The 25,536-nt window shown below is 54.6% G+C and carries 23 protein-coding genes; 14 read left to right on the forward strand and 9 right to left on the reverse strand.

Annotated elements, in window-relative coordinates:
• Positions 1–129 precede the first annotated feature (129 nt).
• The 12 genes from ACR3ZL_RS05085 (at position 130) to ACR3ZL_RS05140 (ending at position 11,772) form a co-directional block, all read left to right on the forward strand.
• The gene (locus tag ACR3ZL_RS05085; protein ID WP_473648971.1) at positions 130–1,335 is read left to right on the forward strand and encodes a DUF58 domain-containing protein; all 1,206 of its coding nucleotides are present in this window, start codon (positions 130–132) and stop codon (positions 1,333–1,335) included.
• On the forward strand, positions 1,316–3,583 hold the full coding sequence (locus ACR3ZL_RS05090) for a transglutaminase domain-containing protein (protein WP_486173247.1): 2,268 nt from the start codon (positions 1,316–1,318) through the stop codon (positions 3,581–3,583). The genes ACR3ZL_RS05085 and ACR3ZL_RS05090 overlap by 20 nt, the downstream gene beginning before the upstream one ends.
• A complete protein-coding gene (locus ACR3ZL_RS05095) occupies positions 3,580–4,533 on the forward strand; it encodes an AAA family ATPase (RefSeq protein WP_473648969.1) in 954 nt (317 codons plus the stop codon). Before ACR3ZL_RS05090 ends, ACR3ZL_RS05095 begins: the two co-directional genes overlap by 4 nt.
• Positions 4,530–5,072 (forward strand): hypothetical protein, encoded by a 543-nt coding sequence (locus ACR3ZL_RS05100; protein ID WP_473648968.1) that lies wholly within the window; start codon positions 4,530–4,532, stop codon positions 5,070–5,072. Before ACR3ZL_RS05095 ends, ACR3ZL_RS05100 begins: the two co-directional genes overlap by 4 nt.
• The gene (locus ACR3ZL_RS05105; RefSeq protein ID WP_473648967.1) at positions 5,069–6,667 is read left to right on the forward strand and encodes a permease; all 1,599 of its coding nucleotides are present in this window, start codon (positions 5,069–5,071) and stop codon (positions 6,665–6,667) included. The genes ACR3ZL_RS05100 and ACR3ZL_RS05105 overlap by 4 nt, the downstream gene beginning before the upstream one ends.
• A gap of 68 nt (positions 6,668–6,735) precedes the next feature.
• A complete protein-coding gene (locus ACR3ZL_RS05110) occupies positions 6,736–7,455 on the forward strand; it encodes a hypothetical protein (RefSeq protein ID WP_473648966.1) in 720 nt (239 codons plus the stop codon).
• A 387-nt stretch (positions 7,456–7,842) separates the two neighbouring features.
• Complete coding sequence (locus ACR3ZL_RS05115; protein ID WP_473648965.1) at positions 7,843–9,087, forward strand: RNA polymerase sigma factor; 1,245 nt, start codon at positions 7,843–7,845, stop codon at positions 9,085–9,087.
• Positions 9,088–9,207: 120 nt separating this feature from the next.
• Entirely contained in the window at positions 9,208–9,594 is a 387-nt protein-coding gene (locus tag ACR3ZL_RS05120; protein ID WP_473648964.1) for a YciI family protein, read from the forward strand.
• A 24-nt stretch (positions 9,595–9,618) separates the two neighbouring features.
• Positions 9,619–10,470 carry a YciI family protein gene (locus ACR3ZL_RS05125; RefSeq protein WP_473648963.1) on the forward strand — a complete coding sequence of 284 codons (852 nt, stop codon included), beginning with the start codon at positions 9,619–9,621 and terminating at the stop codon, positions 10,468–10,470.
• 18 nt (positions 10,471–10,488) lie between these two features.
• Complete coding sequence (locus tag ACR3ZL_RS05130; protein WP_473648962.1) at positions 10,489–11,001, forward strand: VOC family protein; 513 nt, start codon at positions 10,489–10,491, stop codon at positions 10,999–11,001.
• A complete protein-coding gene (locus ACR3ZL_RS05135; protein WP_473648961.1) occupies positions 10,998–11,402 on the forward strand; it encodes a DoxX family protein in 405 nt (134 codons plus the stop codon). The genes ACR3ZL_RS05130 and ACR3ZL_RS05135 overlap by 4 nt, the downstream gene beginning before the upstream one ends.
• Position 11,403: 1 nt before the next feature.
• Positions 11,404–11,772: a YciI family protein gene (locus tag ACR3ZL_RS05140; RefSeq protein ID WP_473648960.1), complete on the forward strand. Its 369-nt coding sequence runs from the start codon at positions 11,404–11,406 to the stop codon at positions 11,770–11,772.
• 188 nt (positions 11,773–11,960) lie between these two features.
• On the opposite strand, the gene ACR3ZL_RS05145 is transcribed toward ACR3ZL_RS05140, so the two are convergent.
• From ACR3ZL_RS05145 to ACR3ZL_RS05155, 3 genes are read right to left on the reverse strand one after another with little or no spacing between them, the layout of a single operon-like run.
• Positions 11,961–12,458, reverse strand: a complete 498-nt coding sequence (locus ACR3ZL_RS05145; RefSeq protein WP_473648959.1) for a hypothetical protein — start codon at positions 12,456–12,458, stop codon at positions 11,961–11,963.
• Positions 12,455–14,191, reverse strand: coding sequence for a hypothetical protein (locus ACR3ZL_RS05150; protein WP_473648958.1), 1,737 nt, complete (start codon positions 14,189–14,191; stop codon positions 12,455–12,457). The genes ACR3ZL_RS05145 and ACR3ZL_RS05150 overlap by 4 nt, the downstream gene beginning before the upstream one ends.
• 43 nt (positions 14,192–14,234) lie before the next feature.
• Entirely contained in the window at positions 14,235–14,426 is a 192-nt protein-coding gene (locus ACR3ZL_RS05155; RefSeq protein WP_473648957.1) for a hypothetical protein, read from the reverse strand.
• A 446-nt stretch (positions 14,427–14,872) separates the two neighbouring features.
• Between ACR3ZL_RS05155 and ACR3ZL_RS05160 the strand changes: the two genes are divergently transcribed.
• Positions 14,873–15,388, forward strand: coding sequence for a hypothetical protein (locus tag ACR3ZL_RS05160; protein ID WP_473648956.1), 516 nt, complete (start codon positions 14,873–14,875; stop codon positions 15,386–15,388).
• A 189-nt stretch (positions 15,389–15,577) separates the two neighbouring features.
• Complete coding sequence (locus ACR3ZL_RS05165; RefSeq protein WP_473648955.1) at positions 15,578–16,165, forward strand: transposase; 588 nt, start codon at positions 15,578–15,580, stop codon at positions 16,163–16,165.
• Positions 16,166–16,337: 172 nt separating this feature from the next.
• Here the strand turns inward: ACR3ZL_RS05165 and ACR3ZL_RS05170 are convergent, their stop codons facing one another.
• The 6 genes from ACR3ZL_RS05170 to ACR3ZL_RS05195 form a co-directional block, all read right to left on the reverse strand.
• The gene (locus ACR3ZL_RS05170) at positions 16,338–16,616 is read right to left on the reverse strand and encodes a nitroreductase family protein (protein WP_473648954.1); all 279 of its coding nucleotides are present in this window, start codon (positions 16,614–16,616) and stop codon (positions 16,338–16,340) included.
• Positions 16,606–16,896, reverse strand: coding sequence for a nitroreductase family protein (locus tag ACR3ZL_RS05175; RefSeq protein ID WP_473648953.1), 291 nt, complete (start codon positions 16,894–16,896; stop codon positions 16,606–16,608). Before ACR3ZL_RS05175 ends, ACR3ZL_RS05170 begins: the two co-directional genes overlap by 11 nt.
• Before the next feature lie 780 nt (positions 16,897–17,676).
• Entirely contained in the window at positions 17,677–19,524 is a 1,848-nt protein-coding gene (locus ACR3ZL_RS05180; RefSeq protein WP_473648952.1) for a sulfatase-like hydrolase/transferase, read from the reverse strand.
• 415 nt (positions 19,525–19,939) lie between these two features.
• The gene (locus ACR3ZL_RS05185; RefSeq protein ID WP_473648951.1) at positions 19,940–21,424 is read right to left on the reverse strand and encodes a sulfatase family protein; all 1,485 of its coding nucleotides are present in this window, start codon (positions 21,422–21,424) and stop codon (positions 19,940–19,942) included.
• 385 nt (positions 21,425–21,809) lie between these two features.
• Complete coding sequence (locus tag ACR3ZL_RS05190; RefSeq protein ID WP_473648950.1) at positions 21,810–23,585, reverse strand: sulfatase family protein; 1,776 nt, start codon at positions 23,583–23,585, stop codon at positions 21,810–21,812.
• A gap of 116 nt (positions 23,586–23,701) precedes the next feature.
• A complete protein-coding gene (locus ACR3ZL_RS05195; RefSeq protein ID WP_486173248.1) occupies positions 23,702–25,465 on the reverse strand; it encodes an alpha-L-fucosidase in 1,764 nt (587 codons plus the stop codon).
• Positions 25,466–25,536: the final 71 nt, after the last annotated feature.

A 25,536-nucleotide genomic window follows, 5' to 3' on the forward strand; every position in this document is an offset into this window, starting at 1 on the left:
GACCACCGAACGTTTAAAGACGTTCGTTGTTTTTCTGTGGCATAGGCTTCTCGCCTGTGGTTGCGCGATGCACGGGCTAGAAGCCTATGCCACAACCTCTTGGATTCCTCGTACCGAAGGTGCGCTCCCATGGCAATTGTCCATGCTGCGCCCGACGAGCAAGGTTGGTTGTCGCGTTTGATGACGACTGATTTTTGCCCGTGGGCGAATCGTTTCGTTTATTGGCTGAAAGAACCCGTTGGCTGGTTCGCGTTGGCGACCGCCGTCAGTGTCATGATCGGGCTTTACTTCAGCCCCATCGGCTGGACGTTGGCCGCGTCGCTCACCGCGATCATGGTCACCGGCATGGCATGGCCTTGGGTCGCTGTTCGTGTGACGCAGTGCACGCTGAAACCGGAGACCGACGCGGTCCATGAAGACACACCGTGCAAGATGGTAATGAGCGTTCGCAATCGCATTCCGATTCCCGTTTGGGGACTTGCGATCGAAGGTTATCTCGATTGCGACGCGGACGGCAATGCGAAACCAACCGTTGCTCTGGCCTGCGTTCCGCCGCTTTGCACGGCCGACTACCGAGTCGACGTGACACCGTCGCTGCGTGGGCATTATCCGACCAGCAAACCACAGGTCACCTGCTCGTTCCCGTTCGGAATTTGGACCGCGCGGCGTCCGATGAAAGAGATTCAACCGTTGACGGTTTGGCCCAAACTCTTTGCGATTCGCGGAGTATTGCCGATTATCGGGCAAACGAATTCGGACCAAGGCGAGGGAAGTCGTGGTGGTCGCAGCGGAGACTTTGTGGGCGTGCGTGAATTCCGCCGTGGTGATTCAGCCAAACATGTCAATTGGATCGCATCGGCACGATCAGACTCTTTGATCGTGACCGAGCGAGGTGGGCCGCAATCGGTCACGCTAGACGTTTCGATCGACACCAACAGTCATGGCAATCGCGAATCGTTGGCCCGCCGCATCCGGGTCGCAGCCAGCGTTTTGTCGTCGCTGCATCAATCCCGGATCACAACCCGGGCTTGCGTCGGAAACAGGCGATTGACGTGCAAACACGATGCCCACGCTCGGCGTCAAATGCTCGATGCTTTGGCCAGCGTCCCCGTTGAGGGCGAGTCGTGTGAGCTCGATCAACGAATCAGTTCTCACGCGAGTGTAACGATCTCAGGCAAATCGTCCGGTTGCGTTTTTATTCGCATTGCCAATCCGATGGGAGGCCGCCGCGCCGGTGGAGTGGTTCGCGAGATCATGATTGGCCCGCGTGACGATTTGGCCGCCGCGATGTCCACGTTGTGGAAGGAGGTGCGTGATGCCGACGTTGCCGCTTGAACGCAAGACAACCGAAACGATCGTGTTATCGGTGCTGTCGATCACGGCAGTGGCGGCGCTGCGAATCGGCGTCGAACCGCGGACGTTGTTCATTGCTGAGATGTCAACGATCGCGGTCCTCTTTATCGCGGCCATGTTTGTCGCGAAGAGCAACAAGACGGTCGCACAGACTACGGTCGCCATCGCGATACCGATCTCGCCCATCCTTTTCGCAATCATCGCGCGAGCCACCGGGTCTCCGATTGCCTTCGAGATGACAGCACTCACGACATTGGGCTCGGCGTCATTGGCAATGACACTGGGAAACGATCGCACGCGAGCGATGTCGTTGATCGCGTCGGGATTCTTAACGCTGTTCGCCGTCGCGATATCCGACAGCAAATATGCCGTGCTGTTGGCGATTACTTGGATGGCCGTGTGCGTCTGGCACTTGGTTGCCAATCACTGGGAACGACTCGAACTGTGTGCTGCCCACCACGTGCGCCGCGGATCCGGCGTTCGGCCGGTGTCGGTGCTCGCTGCGATCGCGATCTGCATCGTCAGTGGATTGGTCGTGAAAGATCGATTCGGTGACTCGCAGCGTTTTGAATTCGGAATCATGCCCACCAGCGGCGGGACGCAGTGGTCCGATCCGGCCGCCCGTAGCGGCGTTGGCACCGGCGATGCCGCGATCGCGGCCAAGGACCATGCGGAGTCGTTTGGTGCGGTGGAGTCCGATCTGTTTTTGGAATCGACCGAATCGACCTTGTTCGACATGTTCAGCGATTCGATTGGCGAACCCAAGAAGAAAAACAAGTGGGAACGACGCCAAGGAATGACGGCCGACCAAGTCCTGGAGGCTCACGCGAAGACATCCAAAAGTGAGAAGGGCGGCAACTCGTTTTCAACCGACCGGATGCCGGCAAAGAAACACCTGGATCTGAATGACGCGGCGGAGCGTGCGGTAATCCAGTGGGCGGGCCCGACGGGAATCCGGTTGGCTATGAATCGCTACGACACTTTCGACGGCGTGGATTGGACGAATGAGGCAATGCATCGCAATGAAAAGTTGACACGGCGTGAGATTGCGGAAGCCGTTTGGTTTTGCGATCCGGCGGCGGGACCTTTGTCAGGATCGACAACCGAAGTGAACTTATTGAAAGTGCTGCGACTGGATTCCACGCGGTTGCCCACGCCAATGTTGGCGTCGGCTTTGCATATCAAAGACGTCGATCGCCAGGACTTTTTTGCGATCGATGACGACGGTTCGTTTTTCATGCCGGGCCGCGAGAAGGTGCCGCAATTGACGGTCGTCAATATCGCAGCAACGACGGTGATGGAAGATGAATTGTGGGACAGGCTTCCAGAAACAACTCCAACCGTCGAGCGGGAGGGCGCGGCTCCCGCCAAGCCTTCGATGCCTTCCATGATGGAATTGATTCAGAAAGAGATAGAACTGATTCGGCGGGAGCCTCATCCTCCCGGGGATCATACATACCAACAGCTTCGATCGATCGTCGAATATCTACGAACCGAATTCACCTTCGATCGTTCGGCCGAGAACTCTTCATCAGCCCCGATCGAAACCTTCCTGCAGACTCGTCACGGTGGCGACCACCTATTCGCGACCACCGCGGCGTTGATGGCACGCGAGATCGGGTTGCAGTCACGATTGGTGACCGGATTCTACGTTCGACCGTCAGCCATCGACATCGCGGCGCGACATGCCAACGTGTTGCCCGAAGACGTTCACGTTTGGGCAGAAATCCGATTGGACGACGGTCGCTGGTTCGAGATCGAACCGACGCCGGGATACCGAGAGCCGATCTACACGCCATCGGTTTGGCTGGTTGCCTCCCAATTTGCGGCGGCAAAATGGCCCCATGCGTTGGGACTTTTGGCCGTAGCCTGCTTCCTTTTTGCGACGCGATTGTTCTGGATCGAACTCGGACTCAGCGTGTTGTATCCGATCGGCGCGATCGTGTGGCCACGCGGCCGCATGTCGTTGGCGATGCGGGTTTTGCAAACGCGAGCCAAATACGCCGGATGCCCTCGTGTGGCGGGACGACCGCAACGCGATTGGTTACTGGCGATCACATCCACCCACGATCAATTACGCGAGTCCGCTCGCCGTTTTTGCGACGCCGCCGATCACGCCGCGTTCGCCGGCGACGACAACCGATTCCACGAACACACTGTTTCCAAAGAGCTGATGATGAATCTGAAAATCCACGTCCTTCGGCAATTGACGATTGAGGCCAACGCATGAACACGCTCGAACATCCTCCTCAGGTCGAAAGCGTCCGCGAAACGCTCGATGACCTGCGACGCCGACTCAATGGCGTCCTGTTGGGCAAGACGGATGCCGTTGAATTGGTCATTGCGTGCTTGCTAGCCCAAGGTCACCTGCTACTGGATGATCTTCCGGGAACAGGCAAAACGACACTCGCCAAAGCGATCGCGGGTTGTCTTGGTGGCAAACTCGCGCGAGTCCAATGCACTCCCGATTTGTTGCCATCGGACGTGACCGGGTTCAACATGTTTAACCAGAAGACGCGCGAGTTTGAATTTCACGCGGGTCCGGTGTTCTCGGATGTCTTGTTAGCCGATGAACTCAACCGCACAACGCCGCGGACACAGAGCGCATTGCTCGAAGCGATGGCCGAACGGCAGGTCACGATCGATGCGGTGCCGTATACGCTTTCGAAGACGTTCTTTGTGATCGCTACACAGAACCCAATCGACTCGCACGGGGCGTATCCACTTCCCGAAGCACAGTTGGATCGATTTACGATCAAGCTAAAAATCGGATACCCCGATCGAGCATCGCAAATCGACATTTTGGAAGCGGCGTCGCGTGCGGCGTCGTCCTCCGAAAGTTCGCCATCGGTTTTGTCGTTGACTGAACTTGCGCGAATCCAAGAAGAGGTGCGAACGATTACGGTGCATCCACGTGTGCGAGAGTACTTAGTCGATTTGGTCGAAGCGACTCGCGAGGACTCGGCGATTCAATTGGGTGTTAGCCCGCGAGGCATGTTGTTGTGGCAACGAATTGCACAAGCGTGGGCAATGTTACAAGGCCGTAACTTTGTGACGCCCAGCGATGTGCTGCATGTGGCACGTCCGGTGTTGTCAGTGCGTCTGTTAACGACAAACGATGATGTCGACGCAGTGATCAACCGTTTGCTCGACACCGTTCCCGCACCGGAGTACCGATGATGATTTTCTTGGGTAACAAGCTTCATCTTCACCCTCCCGTCGGGAGGGTGAAGGGCAACATTGGAACGCTATCGAAACTTTTGGCGAGTTTCGCATTGCTCTTCCTTCTCGGCTGCACGCCGTCCACGGAACCCAAGACGTCGCATTTTGAACACGATCATGTGATTGCACCGCACTGGCCAAGTGATCTGTCCGACGCGGCGACAAAAATCCGCGATCGGCTCGCGTGTTTAGAAGATTGCCAATTGCCTGAACCTGATGGTCATGATCACTCTCACGACCACGAAAGCGATCCTTGGGCCGAAATCACTGAAATCGTTTCTTGGATTCCCGAAATCGCCGCCGACACGAACCTGGCCGAAGCCGATTGGGTGCCGATTTACAACGCCACCGAATCTCTTACGGCTAACTTGCAATCAGCCGGTGGAAGCCTGACCGATCAAAACCGCCAGCAACTGGAATCACTTTGCAAATTGGTTGACGACGCAGTGAACAAGATCCCCGAACAACTGCCCCACTTGGCAAAGGGAAACTCATGAGTCAATCCGTTTCGATGATGCTGGCCGGCGGACTTATTCGCGTCCTGCAAGGTTTTGCGCAAGCCGCGCCGACGCTGTTGGTTGGACTGCTGATTGCGTCGATCTTGCGATATTACCTCGGTGCCACCGGCACACGACGTCTGTTCGGCGGCGACCAATGGCGATCGCTTCCGCAGTCCTGGTTGGTCGGGATGCTGTTGCCAGTTTGTTCCATTGGCGTGCTGCCGATTCTGTTCGAAATGCGGCGAGCAAAAGTGAAACCCGGCGCGATGTCAGCGTTCGCACTGTCGGCTCCTTTGTTCAATCCACTCTCACTGCTTTATGGCCTGACGCTCAGCCGTCCGTTGGTAATCATCTTATTTGCACTCGGTTCACTGGTCGTCGTCACGGCCTTGGGTTTGTTCTGGGACATGTTCGCAAAACACAAGGCATCCAGGGAGGGCAAGGCTCCCGCCGAGCCAATCACCGCCGACCACCTGATTGGACTTCGACGTGTTTTCGCAACGATGGTTCATTTCGCACGCGAGGCCACCGGCGTCACGATGCTGGTCGCTTTGGTCGCCTTGTCGGGACTTGCCCTTCTAGCCGCCGTGCTGCCATACGGTGCAATGCAACACTCGGTTGAGCGAGATGATTGGTGGGCGCCTCTCAAAATGTTGTTTGTTGCCGTTCCGGTATACGCGACGCCGATGTTGGCGATGAGTCAAATGGGGATGATGTTCCAACATGCTAATTCACCGGGTGCGTCGTTCACGTTGTTGATCTTAGGCGCGGGCATGAACTTCGCAACGCCGCTGTGGTTCGGCCGTCATTACGGTTGGAAGGCCGCGTCGATGTGGTTGGCGTCTTTGTTGTTGATTGTGTTGGGTCTGTCTTACGCGATCAACAAACCACTCGTTCCACCCGGCGTCGAACCGGCCGGTCACACGCACGCTTTCGACATCTACGCCAACCCGTTGTCTGCCTATCACACCATCAATCTGACAACGATCAGCGAGATGGTGACGAAGGAATTGGACGTCAGCATTGTCGCTTCGTTGATCGCTCTCGGAATTGTCGCCATGTTCGGGCTGCTGTTTCGAATACTGAAGATCGACGAAGCGTCCTTGATCGCCAGTGCGAAGGCGGGTTCGTTTGCTTCGTCGATGCAAACCGAAGACGCCGCTCCGCGACAAGGTCTTGACATTATCGTGCCGCCGGGCGTGATCGGAGCGACCATGTTGACCGGCTTGGTCGCCTTGAGCGTCGTCGCATGCTACGCGTATTACCCCTCGCCCGACGAATGCCTCGACGAAATCGGAATGGCTCGCGCCGAGTGTTTGTCAGCCGCCAACAGTGGCCAGGTCGATCACGCATTGTTTTGGTTGCCGGTATGGGAAGATTGGAGTCGCCGATTGGAAGTCGGCACCTTCATCCGGGCCGGCGAGGTTCGGCCCTATCAACGGATGCAGGGTTATCTGATCCGCAAAAAGCTGGAATTGCTCGAACACGAACTCGAGCACGACCCGTTCGAACCCGATGAGACCAAGCGGGTTGTATCGGATATTCTGGGTACCAATTCCCGCTGGGTTCGCTCGTTTCGTCGCGATCGGTAGGTTTGCCTTGTACTCAGGCCCAGCTTGGGTACGAGCGGGAAAGCATCCGAACAGGCACTCGAAGAAGCATGACGGTATTTAGGCAGACCTCACGAATACGGATCTTCCCGCTGTTCATTGCCGCGAGTTTGCTCGTGGGCTGGTTCATCCCTGAATTTTATGCGTGGACCGACTCCGACCAGAGTCGGCCATCGCCGCTATTGTGGAAGGTACCGCTTGGCTCGGCGATTGCTTCGTCGGTATTTTGCATAGCTCTGCCGTGGTTACTGATCACGAAGAAGCCGTCGAGCGACACCCCACGGACGCCGATGCGATTCTCGGTTCGCACCATGCTGCTGGTGACCGCCGGTGTGGCAATGACGATTCCTTTGTTTACCAAGTTCCCGCTTGTGTTCAGTGGGATCATTTGCGCCGCCGCGTTTATATACCTCATCGCGTTCTGCGTAAGAAATCCTCCGCATCGCATGGCTGGTGCCGCTTTGGTAGCGTGCCAAGTGTTGCCGTATGCCTGGGTGGTCGGGTACGACGAACTCGACCGGCTCTTGCCCGAATTGGTGGTGTTTTTTGCAGGCATGCCAGCCATTTTTCCAGCGGCATTGATCAGCCAGTTGTTTGGGCAGCATTTTTTAGAATCACAATGGCTGATGTATCTGTTGACTGCACTTGAGCTGGTGGTCGGCATCTGGGTGATTGGCCTGGGCCCGAAACGATCAATCGCGTACCTGATTTTGGTGATGCACTTGTCCGCCGTCGGTTCTTTGGGGTTTTACATGATGTGCATCGCATGAATGGATGTGTATCTGATTTCGAGACGCAGCTTTTGCAATGCGGCAGCGGGAGTCTCCAGGAGCGGGAAATTTCAAGTGTGCAGTGCTGAAATTGCTTTCAGATTTGGCCAGCAGAGCCTGCCTTTTGTCGCTTTCCCACCTTGTGAACAAGGTGAACGCATTACGGCGATTCGCGGGGTGTCTTTGCTTTCGTTTCGTTCCTTCGGATTGTTTTCCCATGATTGCAACTAAGGATCATATGGCTGGCGAATTGAGATTGGTGTCATCTATGACAGGAAATCTGCAGGAGCTATCTGTTCGCAGTCAAATGATCGGTCACTGGCGGCGATTTCAACGGAGCCGCGTCCCTGCTTCCAAATCGAACGTGCTGCTGCGAAAATCGTCTAGATGACTGAGCCGGTATTCCAGCAGATCGACCAGATTTTTAACGAAGCATCCCGACAGGTATTCGCGTCGCTCGCTCGTGCACTACGTGATCTTGATTTGGCGGAAGATGCGATGCAGGAGGCTTTTGCAACCGCGGCGGCACAGTGGCCTCGTGAAGGCATACCCGAGAATCCGGTCGCTTGGCTGATCACAACTGGGCGATTCAAAGCAGTTGATACGATTCGCCGCCGCGAAAAGTTAAAGGAGATCAGTCCCGATGTTGCCCTGCGGATGCAACAAGTCGCCGGCGCGAACGCTTCGCGTGCCGTAACCGAGATCGAAGATGACCGGTTGCGATTGATCTTCACCTGCTGTCACCCCGCGATCGATTTGAAGGTTCAAGTTCCACTTACACTTCGCGAGGTTTGTGGCCTCACAACTGACGAGATTGCTCGGGCGTTCCTGACAACGCCAGCAACAATGGCGCAGCGAATTGTTCGTGGTAAGGCGAAGATCCGTGATGCGGCGATTCCATTTGTCATCCCTGACATCGCTGAATTGCCTGAGCGTCTTGATTCGGTGCTTTCGGTAATCTATCTGATCTTCAACGAAGGCTACTCCGCATCGAGCGGGGATTCGATCACGCGAGCCGACCTGTCGAGTGAAGCCATTCGGCTGTGCCGATTGGTGCTTCAGTTGATGGAGGACCCCGAAGTGATGGGATTGCTGGCGATGATGCTAATTCATGAATCCCGTCGCGAAACACGTCAGACTCCTGCTGGCGACATTGTCCTGCTTGAGGATCAAGATCGTGGCCGATGGGATCGAGGCTTGATCGCCGAGGGACAGCGACTGATCGAGCGTTCACTCGCAACACGTCGGTTTGGCTTTTACACAATCCAAGCCGCAATTTCGGCTGTGCATGCTGACGCAGTAAATGCAGACAGCACTGATTGGAATCAGATCGTCTCGCTCTACGACGTGCTGTTTCGGATTGAACCCACGCCGGTCATCGAGCTCAATCGAGCCGTTGCTGTGGCTATGCGAGACGGACCCGAATTCGGGCTAAAAATCATCCAAGCGATTCTGGATCGCGGTGACCTCGAAGGCTATTCACTGGCTCATTCCGCCCGAGGTGAACTGCTGCGGCGGGTCGGACGCAAGCCGGAAGCGATTGAAGCCATTGAAAAGGCGTTGTCGCTTACTAAACAGGCATCCGAGAAGCGTTTTCTATCGGCGAAATTGCAAGGATTGCGGGAGGCATGAATTCAGGCTCGTTGTCCCGTACGACTTTTTTGGAAAATGTCCAAACGGCTGTCGATTCGTCGTGTCGCCATTCGACTAGATGGCACAAACTCGAAAAACAACGCGATTTGGGAGAACGACATGAAGTTCATTTGTCTTGGCTATTCGGATCATTCTAAGTTCGAAGCGATGACGGAGGCAGAAATGGGTGAGTTGATGGAAGAATGCTTTGCCTACGACGATGTCCTGCGACAGGGTGGTCACTTCGCAGGTGGCGAAGCTTTGCAAGCCGCTGACCAAGCGGTCACGTTGCGGTATCGAGACGGAAAAACCGAAGCGACGGACGGGCCGTATGCGGAAACGAAAGAGCAGCTCGGTGGCATTCTGATTCTCGAAGCCGACGACATGTCGCACGCTGTGGAATTGATGTCGAAGCATCCAGGAGTCAAGGCCGGACCCTTTGAGATACGCCCTGCCGACGAGACTATCAACGCGATGATCGAACAACGAAATCAAGCCGCTCGATAACCTTCAGAAGCAAAGAAAGAAACAATGAGAGTCATGGTCATCGTGAAAGCTTCCCCCAGTTCTGAAGCAGGCGAGTTGCCTAGCACGGAGTTGCTTGAAGCAATGGGCAAGTACAACGAGGAACTTGTCAAAGCTGGCATCATGAAATCGGGTGACGGCTTGAAGCCGAGTTCCACGGGCTTGCGAGTTCGCTTCCGTGGCGACGAGCGAATCGTGTCAGATGGACCGTTTGCGGAAACATCTGAATTGATTGCGGGCTACTGGTTGTGGGAGGTCGCTTCGATGGACGAAGCCGTCGAGTGGGTGAAGCGATGTCCCAATCCGATGAAAGAAGAGTCGGACATCGAAATTCGCCAGTTCTATGAAATGGAAGATTTCGCAGCCAGCGATCCCGATGGTAAGGTGGCCGTGCACGAAGAGGAACTGCGCACATCTGTCGTGATGCAGGACAGCACGCTCGCTCCATATTTGTTTTTCGCAGGCCGCTGTGAAGAAGCACTTGAGTTTTATAAGCATGCTCTCGGAGCAACCGTTGCGATGCTGATGCGTTACAACGAAAGTCCTGACGCCATTCCCGAGGGGATGCTCCAAAACGGATTCGAAAACAAAGTGATGCACGCTACCGTCCACATCGGCAAGTTGATTGTCATGTGTTCCGACGGGTGCGATGATAAATCAACGTTTGACGGATTTCGCCTGGCACTTTCGCTTCCTTCGGCAGATGTCTGCACTCGCGTGTTCGATTCGCTTGCAGAGGACGGTAAAGTCGACATGCCGCTCACCAAGACGTTCTGGTCACCGCTTTACGGAATGGTCACAGACAAGTTTGGCCTGGGCTGGATGGTGATGGTGTCCGGCGAACAATCTTGCAGCTAAGTTGCAGAACATCAAGCAATGAACGAGAACGAAAAGGAAATGGATCGAATGCGACAAACAATCACGCCTTGCCTATGGTTCGACAATAACGTCGAGCAAGCGGCGGAGTTCTATACGTCTGTGTTCGAGGATTCGAGAATCCTGCACAAGATGATCGCTCGCGATGACTGGCCGGGCGGCAAGGCTGGAGACATCATCCTTGTCGAGTTCGAACTGAAAGGTCAGTCCTGTCAGGCACTCAATGGGGGACCTAGCGAGCCATTCAATGATCGGGTATCGCTATCGGTTAGTTGTAAAAATCAAGCGGAGGTCGACCGCTATTGGGATGCGCTCACCGCTGACGGTGGTGAGCCGATCATGTGTGGCTGGCTGAAGGATAAGTACGGAATGCGATGGCAGATCGTGCCAGAAGAGTTCTATCAATTGGTCAACGACAAAGACCTTGAAAAGTCTCGTCGCGCGATGCAAGCGATGACGCAAATGGTGAAGCTGGATATCGCAAAACTCAAACAAGCCCATCAAGGTCAATGATGAACGGTTCAAGAAAACTGCGTACAACGGGATGGGTTTTAAGTGTTCTTATCTCACTGTTTTTGATCGGCGCGAGCGCGAGCGGGAAATTTATTTCGTGGGAAGGTAAGACCGAAATGTTTGCCGAGTTGGGATGGGATGAAACTCTCATTTACAAGATCGGTATCGTCGAGGTAGTCATCGCGGTCCTGTTCTTGGTTCCACGTACTGCCTTCGTCGCTTCGGTTTTATTGGCGGCTTACCTAGGCGGGGCGACGGCGACGCATGTCCGGGTGGGAGACCCATTCTACTTCCCCATCCTATTGGGGGTTCTAGTTTGGATTGCTCTCGGTCTCCGGCAACCTGAGATATTCCGTCTTGCAATCGGCAAACCACACCAACCGACAAACACCGAGGCATGACATGAAATACATGTTGTTGATCTATTCTGCGGAAGACAACTGGACGGAAGTCGAACGCGAAAAGTGCATGATCGAGTCGATGGCTATCTGTAAGGAATTGGAAGCGGAAGGCAAGTGGATCGCTTCGTCGCCACTGCACTCGATCGAAACGGCGACCAGCGTCCGGGTACGTGACGGTCGAAGGCAGATCACTGACGGTCCCTTCGCCGAAACGACCGAACAACTTGGTGGCTACTACATCATTGATGTGGAGGATCTCGATGAAGCCATTGCGATCGCTGCCCGGATTCCGCCAGCAAAAAAGGGCACGGTCGAAATTCGTCCGGTCTTTCCATTGCCCGAGATGCCGCAATCGATCGCCGCACAATAACGCTAGAAAATACCACAACTCTAGGAAATACCACGGCGTATTGAAATCGTTTTCGATGATGATATCGGCGTTTGCAGGCCGAGCAGGCTCAGCCACCGCGTGCTTGTCGCTGTGCATATCGCCTTGACGGGAACCATAATATTTCGGAGTCGAAACGTGATTCACGACGCTGCCGCAGCGATCGTAAATCAGATCGTCGTCGGCATGCGCCCGAATACATCTTTGTCGATTGGGGCTTCTGACTGAGTACTCGCCAGCACGGCGGTTTGTGCTTCAAGCCAATGTTGTAGGTCATCGTGGATGATCAACTTCACGTTACTCACGCCTCGCATCGTGTACTGGAACGACTTTCCGACCAAGTACCATCGTCTCGACTCGATGTGGACGTCGTTGTAGGGGATCAGTAGCCGCGGATGGAAAAGACAGAATGGAGCCATTAGCTTTAGAGCGATCCCTTTACGTGTTACACCGACGGTAGCGATCCCTTTATATGAGTTCCATCCGATGTGACCGGCAACCAGAATCACTGTCTGCATGTTTCGTGATGCAATGCAGTTCGTTTGGTCGACAACGCCATAGACTCGGGAAAGGCGAGACCACCGCCGGGCGTTCAGTTTCCACATCAAGCATACCAATCCGATTGGCAGACTGAAGCTGACTAGATGAAAGATTGTTTGGCCGATCATATCCTTTCCTCCGGTGCGTTGGCTTGTTCGTACCGCTCGAGCTCATGGGCGACTTGACGCAAGTTCCGCTCGACGGATTGAGGTGATTGATTGGGGAAGACCGGTAGGTCCTCGATCGCCACACCCATTCTGGCCAAGGCGAATCGCCATTGATCGGCTTCGCCGGCGTTGTTCATGATCGGTGACGGACGACGTAGAAACAATTTTGCGATCCGTGGCGACATGGCCGATGCTTGTGGCCCCAAACGAATGAGTGCCGCGCGGATGCCGGCGACCAACGAGCGTCGATCACGCCAGTGCGGTAAATCAATCGCGGCGTCGAGAATTTCATCGAGCTTGGGCAGCGCACGATCGGGGCCCCAGTCGGCCAGGGTCGCGATCAGCGGTGCCGCTTCTTGATAAATCTCAGGCGAGTTCCAAATCGCGAGATACGTTGGATCAGGTTCGGCAAACGTTCCTGGTGGATAACTCGCCAGTCGCTCAGCCAACCAATGACGCAGGCTTGCCGAAGTATGCCCCATACCAATTCGCTTCACGTATGCATCACGCATTACAACGGGCGTCTTGTCCTTTGAGAAGACGTTTTTGATCTGCTTGTCGATGTCGGTAATGCGATCATCGGCGACAATCCTTGCGACCAGAATGCGGTCGCTATCTTTTGCGTCGAAGAAGAACAAGCCGAGGTGGCGACGTGCCAGATCGAGCTGGGCGGTATTTGCCGTAGGATTATTGAGTGCCTGTGTGGCTTGATCCCGCAGCAATTCCAGTGACTTCGCGTCACAGGGCGGCACACGGAACTTGATCGCTTGCAGCAAAGCGGCTTCCGGTTCAAGCGACCGTTGGCCAGACTCCAACACCTGTCGCCCAATGTGGAAGGAACTATTGCCCGTCATCTTTGCGCGAAAGCCGAAGTAAAACATGCGAGCCGGAATAGCCTGTTTACGGTAACTTGCGCGATAGCGAACCGTGCCTTGTGCGTCGCGAATCGTGACTCGCCGAAGCGTGGAAATCGGTGGACGCCTCTCGTTTTGAATGCGGATCACCCAATCGGCAGCCTTCGCGTCGACGGGAGTGACTTTTCGCAGTCGCTCAAGTCCAGCCAGCCGCACCGCCCAATCCGCCTCCACCGCTTTGGATGCCGCGATCAGCTTTATCCCACGGTTGGCTTGAACCAACGGTGGATACTCGCGAACAATTTGACCTGGCTTTGTCGGGAAGATGCCCACCGATGGATCTGTTTTCGCTGACACCAAAGCGAAGCCGGCTGAGTGTTCGCGTTGCGTTGATTTACCACGCCCGGCGGTTAGCGTGGTTAGGCTTTGCACCGATGACGAATCGAGCAGCGCGAGACTCAAGTAGTCGCATTCGGGTTCGTGGCGTTGATCGGGACTTTCAAGGCGTACATGCCCGTCAAGCTCGATAGTTTGTTCGAGTAGTACGTCGGGCAACTCTTCCGTCTGGTACGCAGCGATCGCCTTCAAACGAAATGGCTGCATGACAGCCCAGCCCAGCAACAACGCGATACCCAATGCCACCGCAGTAGCCGTCATGGGCGAGGAGATGGGCAACAGGCGCCGGACAATGGCCGTCACGGCCAAGTAGACAAACAACGTGGGAGCGAGCGTTAGAATTAGGCCCGGCACGATTAGTAGAAAATACCCAAGCACCACCAGATCGGGAGCGACGATCGCTAGCCCAGCCAGAATGCCGGTGATGACAAGAGCATATTTCATCCGCAAATTCGTTACAACGAGTAGGTTCGGCTCAATTAACCGTTCAAATCCCGATCGTCCATCGCTTGAAACCATCACGAGCAGAGACCACTCCGAAATCTAGCTTGCCCGAAGCCGAAATGGCTGAGTTTTCCGCTTCTCGATTTTCCCAATAGTTTTCGTTAAACAGACGGACCGTGTAGGCCAACGCTGCACGTCCTCGTAGCTGTCCCAGTTTCTTCGACGCATTCGTCATGCTTCCAATCGGAAACTCGGTTTCCCCGATGGGCAAGTAACCCAGGTCCGCGTTCGCGACTGCCTATTCCGCATCCAGCTTTCCAAACAGCGTGACCTGATGACCGCGGTTTCGTAGTTCTTTCCCGAGAGGAAGGATGTATTGAGATGACCTGTCGTCGCAGGACAAACCAGTCCGAAATGTTCATCAGCAATATCCCTGCTTATCGTTCTGGCTCCCCTGCGCGGGAATGTAGATCCGAGGGCTGCATGATCTAGATTTACTGACGGCCAAGCAAGGCTTTCATCGGATAGGTGGATGCGGGTTATCGTGAAGTCTGCTGTTCGCTTTACTGAACGTCGAATGGAATGCGACAAAAGTTGCTTTCCAGGTCAACTCATCGGCTGGCTGGTATGTGGACCTGGCCAGTGTGTGGACTCTGTGTGATTTGATTCCGGCATCCGTTGTTGAGAAAGTTAAGACTGATGGACGCGTTTGAGCAGATTTGGGAATCGTCGCGGACGAATTCATTTTCGTGGGGCTACCCGGCAGTGGTGTGGGCGGGCGTTGGTGTGCTCGTTGCATTGTCACTGATTCGGAAAAACATCCTTCGCCGGATGTTAAAAGTGGTTTCGATCTTTGGCTTAGCGATGATCGCAGCGCAGTGGTCTTCGTCCGGCATTGAAGAAAAGTGGCGGATCCGACGTGAGTGGGCCGACACGCATCCGGCCGAGATGACCCAGCAAGGATACGAAGGCTTGACTGTTGACGGTGCCAATCGAGCACTCGGTCCTCTCATCTACGGCTTTCAGGCCTTCTTGATTTTCATCGCGGTCGCCGCGGTCCTGTTCGTGATCCGTACGGTGACTCGCAAGCAACCGACCAGCCCTCCGGTCGAAGCCCCACCGGAAGACGAAGCCAGGGCGGCAAAGAATTCTCCCGTCCCTGACAACCCGTATCACCCGCCAGCAGATCCGACCTAGAAAATTCCTCAGCCAAATCTAAGGGGGTAGAAGGCAATGTTGGCGCATGCATTTTGCCACCGTCCACTTTGATCTCGCCGCGTTGGTGGCTTTGCTTCCGGGACTGATAGAAGGGTGAAGCGACGTAGTGGATCTTGTTAAAGATCCCTCCCGCATGAGATCTTTACCAAAATCCACTACAATTGGTTCATGAACAAACGCGATCATCTGCGGCGGCTTGAACCGGAGAGCTACCGGGGCACCGCAGTCGTACACTGGATACTGACAACGCGAGATCGGGAGACCGGCTGGTTAGACGTGCGGTTCTACTACCGGTTTCGCGAACTTCTGACACACGCCGCGTTTCGTTACGGCTTTGCTTGTCCGATCTTTTGTCTGATGCCAGATCATATGCACATGGTTTGGATGGGCTTGTTTGAGCAGTCAGATCAACTCCTTGCGATGAGGCACTTTCGTAAGTCAGTGAACGAATCGCTTCGTCGAATCGACTACGAATTGCAGGATCAAGCGTTCGAGCATGTTGTTCGTGAAGAAGAGCGACTGAGTGAGGAGCTGCACACGCTGTGTAACTACATCGCCCGCAATCCCGAACGTTCCGGTTTGGTTGCCGATGACAAGTACGCAACCTATCCGTACACGGGTTGCCTAATTCCAGGCTACCCGTCGCTTCGTCCGTTCGCGGCGACGTACTGGGACGAGTTCGATCGAACCGTGGCGTTCCTACGTCGCGAAGGCCTTTTCCAAAAACCCAAACGCAATCGTAGTGGAGGTTGTTAAACCTCCCGCCTGCCATGCCGAGACCAGTCCATCAGCAAAGGATCTTTAACAAGATCCACTACGAAAACACACGAGAAAAATGTACATCGTTTCAGTCTTAGTAAAAAACGGGTGCAGGTTGTTCTGCTACTGGCGTCCGCGTCCTTCAACACGTTGAGCAAATGCTTGTCGACTAAAAGCCGTTTTCGACGACGACTTCGTCAAGCGGGAGTTGGCCATGCTTTGGCCATGCTTCTTTGGTGCCTTTGCCGATCGCGACCATCGGTCCCATGACGTGGTCGTCCGGGAGGTTGATCAGCTTGGCGACTTCTTCGATGTTGAAGCCGATCATGGGGCAGGACTGGTAGCCCATGCCTTGGGCGGCCAACATCATGGTTTGCATTGCCAAGCCAATCGAGCGTTGGGCTTCGTCGCGTTGCAGCCACTCGCGGCCCCAAGTGTCAATTGACACTGGGGAATGGGCCCATCCAGCCCACCAACATTTCGGCCACTTCCTTCGGCGCGTTCGCAAAATATCGCGAAGGCTCTTTCTGCCATGCCTTCATGTCGGCGGTGAACAGGACCAGCAGCGATGCGTCCGTCATCTGAGCTTGGTTGTTACCGAAGTCTTTGCGGATTTTCGCTCGCAGCTCGGGATCACGCAGGATGACGAAACGCCAGTGCTGGATGTTGAAGCTGGTCGGAGCCTGGATGGTGGTTTCGAGCAGCTCCTTTTCCTCCGCAGCCGTCATTTTGTAGTCGACGTCAAAGTGCTTGATGGCTCGGCGGTTGAAGATAGCAAGTTTTTGACTTGCATATCGGATGTCTCGAAGGTGGTTTGAGTTTTTGGAATCGATGGAACTGATTTGTACGGGATGTCTCTGGCTAGAGCGATAAGAGGAACGCTCGCCTTTTTTATCGGAGAACGCTCCGAGACTCCATCGCTTTCGGGCTGAATCGTACAGTGATCTTTGGCCGGGATCGCCTCAGGGCCCGATTTACTAGCGGTCTGAAAGTACTTTTCCAGAGAGCTTTCTAAAAAAGGCCTGCGAAAGGAGCAACGACGTTAGTCTTTCTCCGTCTTTGATAAACCACAAGAAAGACCGGCGTCAGTCACGAGGGCCAGCGTAGGCTTGTTCGTTTTGTCTGAACCGACCACGGAGTGTTCGGCCACAATGAGTTGCGGGAACCGAGCTTCGGAGATCTTGATGACTTGCTCGCTTCAACTTCCCTTTCCGCCGAACGACTAGACATCTTTCGTGTGACGATCGGCGGTCGCTCGAGTGAATGCGACGGCTGAACACTCGGGTATCGACTATGCGGTACCCTTTGGGACGTAGACCGAAAACGGTTTGTGCTGCACTCGCCGTGGCGTCTACTTGCGGGAATTGGTTTTCAGGCTGTTGGTTTTGTAATGACAGGCTGGAAGCCTATCCCACTTTGGGGGCTTTCGATTGCGTTCCAGAGTTTCTGGAATGCTTGGGAATTGATTTCGCTCTCGTGAGAGAGGCGAAAGGTCGAACTCCTAGCGTTTACTTGACTGCCTTGTTGGTGCCCAACAGCACATTTAGCGTTCGGTTTGCGACACGGGTGATGTATTTGTTGGGTTGGTCTGTCAGGCAGGCTTGCATTTCGGGGATCAATGGCCGGGCCATCTCTCCTGCTTCGCCCAGCACGATCGCCGCTCGCAGGCGTCCCCATTCATGCTCGCTGGCTAGTTCTTGTTTTAAAACAGGCAAGGCTAGCTCCGGCGAGTTCAACTTCAACAACGCGCGGGCGGATGCGATTCGAACGCAGGGGGCTTCGTCCTGTAAGGCTAAGATGAGTTTTGGTTTTGCTGACGAGGCGATGGTGGAGAGATTTCCGATTCCGATAGCTGCCCAGTAACGGACCACGGAATCCTCATCATCGAGAGCTTCAACAAGCTGGGGGAAGTTTTCTGGGCCACCGATCGCTAGGTTGGAAACGTTACGGATTCGCTCGATCAGATTAGGATCGGCGTTGAGCAGAATGTTGTATCGAGCGCCCGCCGTTTTCTCGCGACGTTGGATTTCGGATTCGGGGATCAAGCCGATATCGCGGGTCTGAACCACCCAGTCCAGATGCACGTCACGCATGCGGTCGAGAACTTCCTTGTAGGTTTCGTCGGCTGCGAGATTGTTGACTTCGTAGGGATCCGCGTGGAGATCGTACAGTTCCTCCGCTGGCTTATGGTCCGCCATGAACAATGCGGCCGTGTCGGATAGGTTCCCTTCCGCATAAACACGACGTAGCTCTTTCATCGTCTCGCCTTTTTCGGGCGTGTTCATGTATTGGTAGTACGGCTTGAAGGGTTCGTAGTTGCGGATGTATCGAAATTGTTTGTCGCGAACGGCACGAATGATGTCATAACGCTCGTCCATTCGATCTCGTGCGCCGAACACGTAGTCTCGCGGTTGGGTCAGGTTTTGACCCAGGAAAGCGCGACCCTGAAAATATTCCGGCAGCTTGATGCTGGCCAAGTTCATGACCGTTGGAGCAAAATCGAGACTGCTGATCAGTTGGTCGTCGACCGTTGCGGGCATGCCTTGGCCGGCGGTCCGAAACGATTCAGGGGTTCGGATCACAAGCGGGATTTTTGTCCCCGACTCGTAAAGCCAGCGTTTTGCACGGGGCAGGCCGACGCCGTGGTCGGACCAAAACATGATGATCGTGTTGTCGTAGACACCATGGTCTTTGAGTTCCTGGATCCTTTCCGCTACCCAGTGATCCATGGCAGTGATCAGTTCGTAGTTTCGCTTCCAGTCTTCACGCACGATCGGCGTGTCGGGATAGTACGGCGGCAACGTGAGTTTAGTGGGATCCTGTCGTTGATCGCTGGTTAGGACCTTCGTGACTTCGTTGTACTTTACCTCGTTCTCAATCCCGCTTTCGTGACAGCCCGTGAAATTGAAGACAGCGAAAAATGGTTGCGAATCGTCTTGGCGGTTTTTCCAATGTGCTTTGCGGTTGGACTTATCCCAAGACCCCTTCGATGTTTTGAACTGGTAGTCTTCTTTGCTGCTGTTCGTGCAGTAGTACCCGGCCTGCCGCATGTAGGTTGAAAACGGCGTTACAAAATCAGGAAGCTCGGCCTGGCATCGCATGTGATGCGTTCCGAGCGTCGATTGGTAAACCCCTGTGATGATCGCGGATCGACATGGTGCACAGACACCGGCGGTTGTGAAAACGTTGGAGTACCGGACGCCTTGCTTAGCCAGTTCGTCGATGTTCGGTGTGATCGCATGCTCATCACCGTAGCATCCGATATGAGGACTGATGTCTTCGCAGGATAGCCAAATGATATTGGGGCGTTTGCTAGCCGAACGGGTCTCGCTCTCATCGGCAAGCAGTGAACTCATCGAACAAATCGTCAGTGACAAAGCGAGGAGTCTTCGAAGCATGCCGGTTGTAGTCCTGTATTTCTCGGAAGATTGTGGTTTCTCAAAACGTTCCAGCGAACAGGTAAGTGTGTTTTGAGAGGCGGCGTGACAACGCCGGGGACGAATATAGTTCAACCAAGACCTACCATCACCCTGGAAGGTCAAATGCCCCAAACTAAAAAGGACTTCACTTCAACGAGTTTCGGGAAATCCGACTCAGGATCCAAAGCGGTTGGTGTGGAAGATAGCGGACGAACTTTTTTGCCAGATGCTTTTTGGCAGAGCCCCGGAGGTTCCTAGGCAGGGCCGCGGGAGGCTGCACGAGATGTGATGGCAAGCCGATCGTTACAAGGGAGCGAAGAGAAAGGCTTGAAGGTTTACAGGCTAAGCTTGGCTACTCATCGTCGGTTACGGCACCTTGTTTCCGGAGCTGAATCGGCGCGTCATTGGACTGTGCCTGTCCCGGTGTGCTGCGACCGTTCGCGATGATTTGCTCCAAGTTCTTCGTCATCTGCGCGACTAATTCAGGATGCTCGGCTTGGACGTTGTTGGTTTCACCGATGTCGACTGTCATGTCGTAAAGTTGAGTGTTAGGCAATCCCTTGGCTGCCTTACTTCCCGGTTTCGGATCGCTTCGACCGCCGGAGTCCGCGCAGAGTTCAAGCTTCCACTTACCTTGCCGGATGGCGAAGCTGCCGTTGGCGGAATGATGCACCACCGACTCGCGGATTGGAATTTGATCCGTGCCGAGTAAGATAGGAAGCATGCTGACACTGTCTTCACCTGCGTTGTCGGGAAGCGTGGTGCCCAGAATTTCAGCGCAGGTTGCCATCAAGTCCGTTAAGCAAATCGTTTGGTCGCAGCGGGTACCAGCTTTGACACGATCCGGCCAGCTTGCGATGAACGGAATTCGGTGGCCGCCGTCGAAAATGTCGGCCTTGCCTCCTCGCAAATTGGCAGCGCCGAAGTGCCCCCTTTTGTTGAGGCGTTTGAACTGGGCGGGGCCGTTGTCGCTGGTGAAGATCACCAGAGTGTTGTCGGCGACGCCAGCCTCCTCAAGCGCCTTGAGCACTTCGCCCACTGCCCAATCCGTCTCCATGACAAAATCGGCGTACGTGCTCAAACCACTTTTGCCTTTCCAGTTCTTGCTTGGAGCAATCGGGCCGTGAGGCGAATTCAGCGGCATGTACAGAAAGAATGGTTTTGCGGTTGCCGCTCGGTCCGCGATAAATTCGACTGACTTTTTGGCAAATGTCGGCAACACATCTTCGGCCTCAAAGCCCTCTGCGGCAGGCCCCGAGCGTTTGAACTTTTTGGTCGTTGTGAGTGGTTTGGTGAAATGATCGTTTTCGATGTAAGCAAACGGAGGCATGTCAAGCGACGCGCTGATACCAAAGTAATGATCGAAACCTCGCGTCGTCGGTCCATCCTCAATGACGGGGGACGGGGCGTCATTGTCGATTCCCATTCCCAGATGCCACTTGCCGATCATACCAGTGTAGTAGCCATGTTGCTTCAACAGCGTGGCAACGGTCATCCGATCGCTGGCGATCAACGGTTCGCTATAGCCATTGAGCACTCCCGACTGCAGATGCGTGCGCCAGTTGTATCGGCCCGTCAGAATGCCGTACCGAGTCGGTGTGCAGACGGATGAACTCGAATGCGCATCGGTAAAAGTCATTCCCCGCGCCGCCAGATGGTCTACATGGGGCGTGGGGATTTTGCCACGTTCCGGATTGAGCGATTGGATATCCCCGTAGCCAAGGTCGTCGGCAAGGATATACACAATGTTCGGCTTGTCGTTGTCGGCTGCCTGTACGGCATGCGGCAATGCAACGGTAAGTAGCAAGGCATAGAGCAATCGGGACATGAGTTTCATTGTTGGATCCAGATGTTGAAATTATACGTGAGGGACAATTTTCGTAACCGCTTACGACGTTTTGTAATTGTGTGAGATCTGATTCAATTGCCCTCCCTTCCTGAGTATTCATCATCGGTAGCTGACTTGTTTGATTGGTAGGTCGGGGTATAGCAAGTCTGAAAATTTGTGAGCCGTCAAACGCAAGCAGATAGTGAAAATGTCACGGCGTCCGCGATGCCAGTGGTTATTGCCTAAAGGCGCTTGCCTTACATCGATAGCCAAGAAAAATGAGTGAGCCGCAAGACGCTAGCCGCGGGTTTGTTCGGCAAAACGGCAGCCCAAAGGCAGCCGGCGGCTAGCGCCTTGCCGTTCAAGTCTTGCCGCTTGCGTTCGTGGGGAAACGCTATGAAGACGCCGCCTTCTCAGCCCTCGTCTTCTCTCTCTGCTGGACTTTCAATTTCCTGTTCTCTTCCCTCATCTTTAGCTTCTCTTGGATCTTCAACTTCATCATCGCCTCCGCGTCCAAATTCTTGGGCTTGGGGTTGTCTCTTAACTTAGAATGCGCCGACTCCGGATAGGGCAGCCCGAATTCGCCAAATGGCTGATCGAGTTTTGCCATCTTTTCCTTGAGCTTCGCTTTCATATCCGCAAGCACAGCGGCATACTCCGGATTGGATGCGACATTCTCTTCGTCCTGCGGGGCGATGCCACCATTGATCATGAACAACTGATCCGCATCAAACATGAACGGAAAATCGTCAATGTTCTTCATGTAATTGGTGCCCTGCGTATGCCAACGCCACGAGTTGCGTGCACGCTTCCAGTCTTCGGGATTGAGCGTCTGTTTGAAGGTTTCAAAAAAGCGTTCTTCTTTTTCCGTGATGTACGTCAACTCCCCCGTGCGATCGGTTTCCTCGATTTTGGCCTGGACATTGGGTGGATAGCGTAGTGCGAGATACTTCCACTGGTCCGTCACAATCGCACGCGTGTGACCATTTTCAAGCATCAGTGCGTCGCGCCACGGAGCGTCTTTGTTGTCCAACACGGGCAGCATGCTGCGTCCATCAAGCGTCATGTCGGCAGGCGGCGTGACGCCACAAGCGTCGAAGATCGTCGGTGCAAAGTCGATGTTGGCGACGATGCGGTCACAAACTTCGCCACCCTTGTAACGGTTCGGCCACATCATCAGCATGGGCACGCGAGCACCGCCTTCATAGAGAGTTTCCTTGCCGCGTTGATTGTTATCGGAAAACACGATGATCAAGGTGTTGTCCAGCAAGCTGAGTTCTTCCAGGCGTCCTACCACAGCGCCAATGCCAGCGTCGAGCCAGTGCATGCCGAATTGCTGCGACGTCTCCGCACCAGCGGCCTTTGCCGCCGCGTGAATTTCTTTGCGTGACGGCATCGGAACTTTGGGGGCTTCGTCCAACAGTCCCGCCTCGGTAATGCGGCCGTACTTTGAGTAGTCGTCCAGGAGCGCGTCCTGTTTGACTGGCAGGTGCAACAGGTGCGTCGAGAGATACAAGAAGAACGGTTCGTCTTTACTCTGTTCTATAAAATCAAGGCTCGCTTCCACTTCGGCTTCGAGGTTGTGGTTATATCTTTGGAACGCAGGGTCGATGCCCTTAAATTGCGAACTGCGAGTATCTTCCGGCGAACCAACGAAATCGAACCCACGTTTCTTAATGCGACCGGCCAGCCACTCACCGCGTTTCTTCAGCCACTGATCCGTTTCGGGCTCGAAGAGATTGCTGTCTTTGCCGGGGAAGCGTGGGTAATTGTCCGGCTCAAGATGATACTTGCCGACGTAACCGGTTCGGTAACCGGCATCGCGCATCACGTTGGGCATATTTGGCAAATCGGTTTCCAAGTCGATATGACCATCAACGACCCCTTGATATTCCGCGCCACGCGTCGCATAGCGTCCGCTGAGACATGTGTAACGACTGGGGATGCACAGCGGAGTGGTCGCGTACGCCCGCGTGAATGTCACTCCGTTCTTGGCCATGCGGTCGAGGTTAGGGGTGAGTGAATCTCCGCCGTAACATTCACCCATGTAACTGAAATCGACATTATCGATGACAAGCAAGATGACGTTCGGACGTGTTTCGTCAGCAACTACCGGGTTGGTAGTTGCGATTGCCAACAGTATGACCCCGCCAAACAAAAGTGATTTCATGGTACTGGTTTTTAGTTAGGGGGGTAGTCGGGATAGCGACCCTGTCGTCGCTTTCGCGACTGTAAGTTCTGGAACGACGAAAAAGTACGATAGATGCGTCTAAGGTGCCGCGTCGATTACTTGCCATCCTTGGGAGGAAACGGAGCGAAGACTTGAAACTCGTAGATCGATGGTTCGTCTTTTGATTCAAGGATGTTGAGACGAACGTAGCGGGCGGTAATGGGTTCGAACTTAACATCGAAGCCTGGCTCGATGGTGGTTCCTTCATGGAAGGCTCGCCACTCGTCGTCGATTTTGTACTGGAGGGCAAACCGGTCAGCGGTGGATCGCGTCACCGTTATTGCCGCCCGATCAATGGTCTCTTGTTTACCCAAATCGACTTCAAGCCAACCTGTCGTGTCGCCGAGTTCCGTTGTCCAACGCGTGTTCTCTCGCCCGTCGATTGCGCTGTTCGCTCCGTAGCGTTTAACATTCCCCGCGATGTTGCGAACACTCGATGCGGTCCCCTTTTTGCCTTCGGTGACGGGCACGTTCAGACTCTTGACCGGAATCGGTGCGATCTTCATGGCAGGCTTGTCGATTTCCAGTACGACGATCGTGTCGATATCGCTGCGGTCACGTTCTGGAATCTCGATTTGAAATCCTTCCTCCCTCTTCTTTAAGTGGACCTCTCCGCCGGTCAGCAATTTGCATGACAACACGTTGGCGGGTAGTGGTGGAAGACTCAATGTATCCAAAGGCCAATCCATCACGTGAACATAAATCGTATTCCCTTTGCGAGTCGAAACGAGATGCTTGGCCGGCATGTAGGGGCCACCGCGAGTTCCGTAAATGCTCTCGCCATATTTGCCGAGCCACTGGCCGACTTCTTTCAGGCGCGCCGCATCACCCGGTTCGATGGTACCGTCGGGACGCGGGCCAACATTGAGCAGCAGATTGCCGTCACCACCGGCAGCTTGAACAAGGGGCTGAACGCACTTTTGCAGGGAAATCGGCTCAACCGTATCACGCCACGACCATCCTCGGGTGGCCATCGTCATGCAAGTCTCCCAAGGAACTTCCATGTTGAATCCACCAACCTTATGCTCCGGGGTGGCATAGTCACCGGCTTTGCCGCCCGCCCGATTGTTGATGAGGACACTCGGTTGAAGGCCGCGAACGTACTTTACATTCTCCCAACCCATCTTCGTGTTGAAGTCTTGGGGCGCATCGAACCAAACGGATTGAAGTGGGCCGTAATTGTGGATCAGCTCAGCCACTTGTGCTTCCAAGTAGCGGCGATAAGCATCCATGTCAGAGTTTTCGCGTCGTACCAATCCAGCGGGGCTCGTGCGCGGAAAATCGGGTTGGTGCCAATCGGCGACCGAATAATAGAGACCAAAAGGCATGCCTTCTTTTCGACAGGCTTCCGAGAGTTCCTTCACAACATCACGGCCCAGCGGTGAGTGCATGACGTTGTAGTCGCTCTGTTGGGTATCCCACATCGAGAAACCATCGTGGTGCTTGGCGGTCAATACGATGTACTTCATCCCGGCGGCTTTGGCGACAGCGACCCATGCGCTTGCATCGAATTTCTCAGCCTTGAAATTTTTGTAGAGATTGTCGTAGTCCTCCGTCGATATTTCTTCACTCCCTCGCGACCAACTAATTCGCACCTTGCCCACGACGCAGGGCCCCCAGTGGATGAACATGCCGAAGCGGTCTTCCTGCCATGCCTTCAGCGAAGCGGGATCGGGTTTGGCCCATGGTTCATTCGGTTTTTCGGCAAGTCCGTCACCCGCAAGGCTAGTGCCTGCAAGCGATAAGACCATGCAACAGGTCGTCAGGACGAAACGAAAGGCGGAAACGTTACAGAGGTGAGTTGTCATTGGGCGTGTCATTGAATTCAAGAGTAGGGTTTGTGAGCTTAAAGGCGCTAGCCGAGGGTCGTGTCGTTGTTCCGAGGGCATCG

Source organism: Rhodopirellula sp. J20-39 (genome assembly GCF_057365095.1).

Excerpts from the sequence above, each read along its gene's own strand:
- ACR3ZL_RS05195 (WP_486173248.1), bottom strand. The coding sequence starts at position 25,465 with ATGACACGCCCAATGACAACTCACCTCTGTAACGTTTCCGCCTTTCGT.
- ACR3ZL_RS05140 (WP_473648960.1), top strand. The coding sequence starts at position 11,404 with ATGAAATACATGTTGTTGATCTATTCTGCGGAAGACAACTGGACGGAA.
- ACR3ZL_RS05085 (WP_473648971.1), top strand. The coding sequence starts at position 130 with ATGGCAATTGTCCATGCTGCGCCCGACGAGCAAGGTTGGTTGTCGCGT.
- ACR3ZL_RS05130 (WP_473648962.1), top strand. The coding sequence starts at position 10,489 with ATGAACGAGAACGAAAAGGAAATGGATCGAATGCGACAAACAATCACG.
- ACR3ZL_RS05145 (WP_473648959.1), bottom strand. The coding sequence starts at position 12,458 with ATGATCGGCCAAACAATCTTTCATCTAGTCAGCTTCAGTCTGCCAATC.
- ACR3ZL_RS05100 (WP_473648968.1), top strand. The coding sequence starts at position 4,530 with ATGATGATTTTCTTGGGTAACAAGCTTCATCTTCACCCTCCCGTCGGG.
- ACR3ZL_RS05115 (WP_473648965.1), top strand. The coding sequence starts at position 7,843 with ATGACTGAGCCGGTATTCCAGCAGATCGACCAGATTTTTAACGAAGCA.
- ACR3ZL_RS05180 (WP_473648952.1), bottom strand. The coding sequence starts at position 19,524 with ATGAGTTCACTGCTTGCCGATGAGAGCGAGACCCGTTCGGCTAGCAAA.
- ACR3ZL_RS05090 (WP_486173247.1), top strand. The coding sequence starts at position 1,316 with ATGCCGACGTTGCCGCTTGAACGCAAGACAACCGAAACGATCGTGTTA.
- ACR3ZL_RS05110 (WP_473648966.1), top strand. The coding sequence starts at position 6,736 with ATGACGGTATTTAGGCAGACCTCACGAATACGGATCTTCCCGCTGTTC.
- ACR3ZL_RS05135 (WP_473648961.1), top strand. The coding sequence starts at position 10,998 with ATGATGAACGGTTCAAGAAAACTGCGTACAACGGGATGGGTTTTAAGT.
- ACR3ZL_RS05190 (WP_473648950.1), bottom strand. The coding sequence starts at position 23,585 with ATGAAATCACTTTTGTTTGGCGGGGTCATACTGTTGGCAATCGCAACT.
- ACR3ZL_RS05095 (WP_473648969.1), top strand. The coding sequence starts at position 3,580 with ATGAACACGCTCGAACATCCTCCTCAGGTCGAAAGCGTCCGCGAAACG.
- ACR3ZL_RS05120 (WP_473648964.1), top strand. The coding sequence starts at position 9,208 with ATGAAGTTCATTTGTCTTGGCTATTCGGATCATTCTAAGTTCGAAGCG.
- ACR3ZL_RS05175 (WP_473648953.1), bottom strand. The coding sequence starts at position 16,896 with ATGACGGCTGCGGAGGAAAAGGAGCTGCTCGAAACCACCATCCAGGCT.
- ACR3ZL_RS05105 (WP_473648967.1), top strand. The coding sequence starts at position 5,069 with ATGAGTCAATCCGTTTCGATGATGCTGGCCGGCGGACTTATTCGCGTC.
- ACR3ZL_RS05185 (WP_473648951.1), bottom strand. The coding sequence starts at position 21,424 with ATGAAACTCATGTCCCGATTGCTCTATGCCTTGCTACTTACCGTTGCA.
- ACR3ZL_RS05155 (WP_473648957.1), bottom strand. The coding sequence starts at position 14,426 with ATGACGAATGCGTCGAAGAAACTGGGACAGCTACGAGGACGTGCAGCG.
- ACR3ZL_RS05165 (WP_473648955.1), top strand. The coding sequence starts at position 15,578 with ATGAACAAACGCGATCATCTGCGGCGGCTTGAACCGGAGAGCTACCGG.
- ACR3ZL_RS05125 (WP_473648963.1), top strand. The coding sequence starts at position 9,619 with ATGAGAGTCATGGTCATCGTGAAAGCTTCCCCCAGTTCTGAAGCAGGC.
- ACR3ZL_RS05150 (WP_473648958.1), bottom strand. The coding sequence starts at position 14,191 with ATGAAATATGCTCTTGTCATCACCGGCATTCTGGCTGGGCTAGCGATC.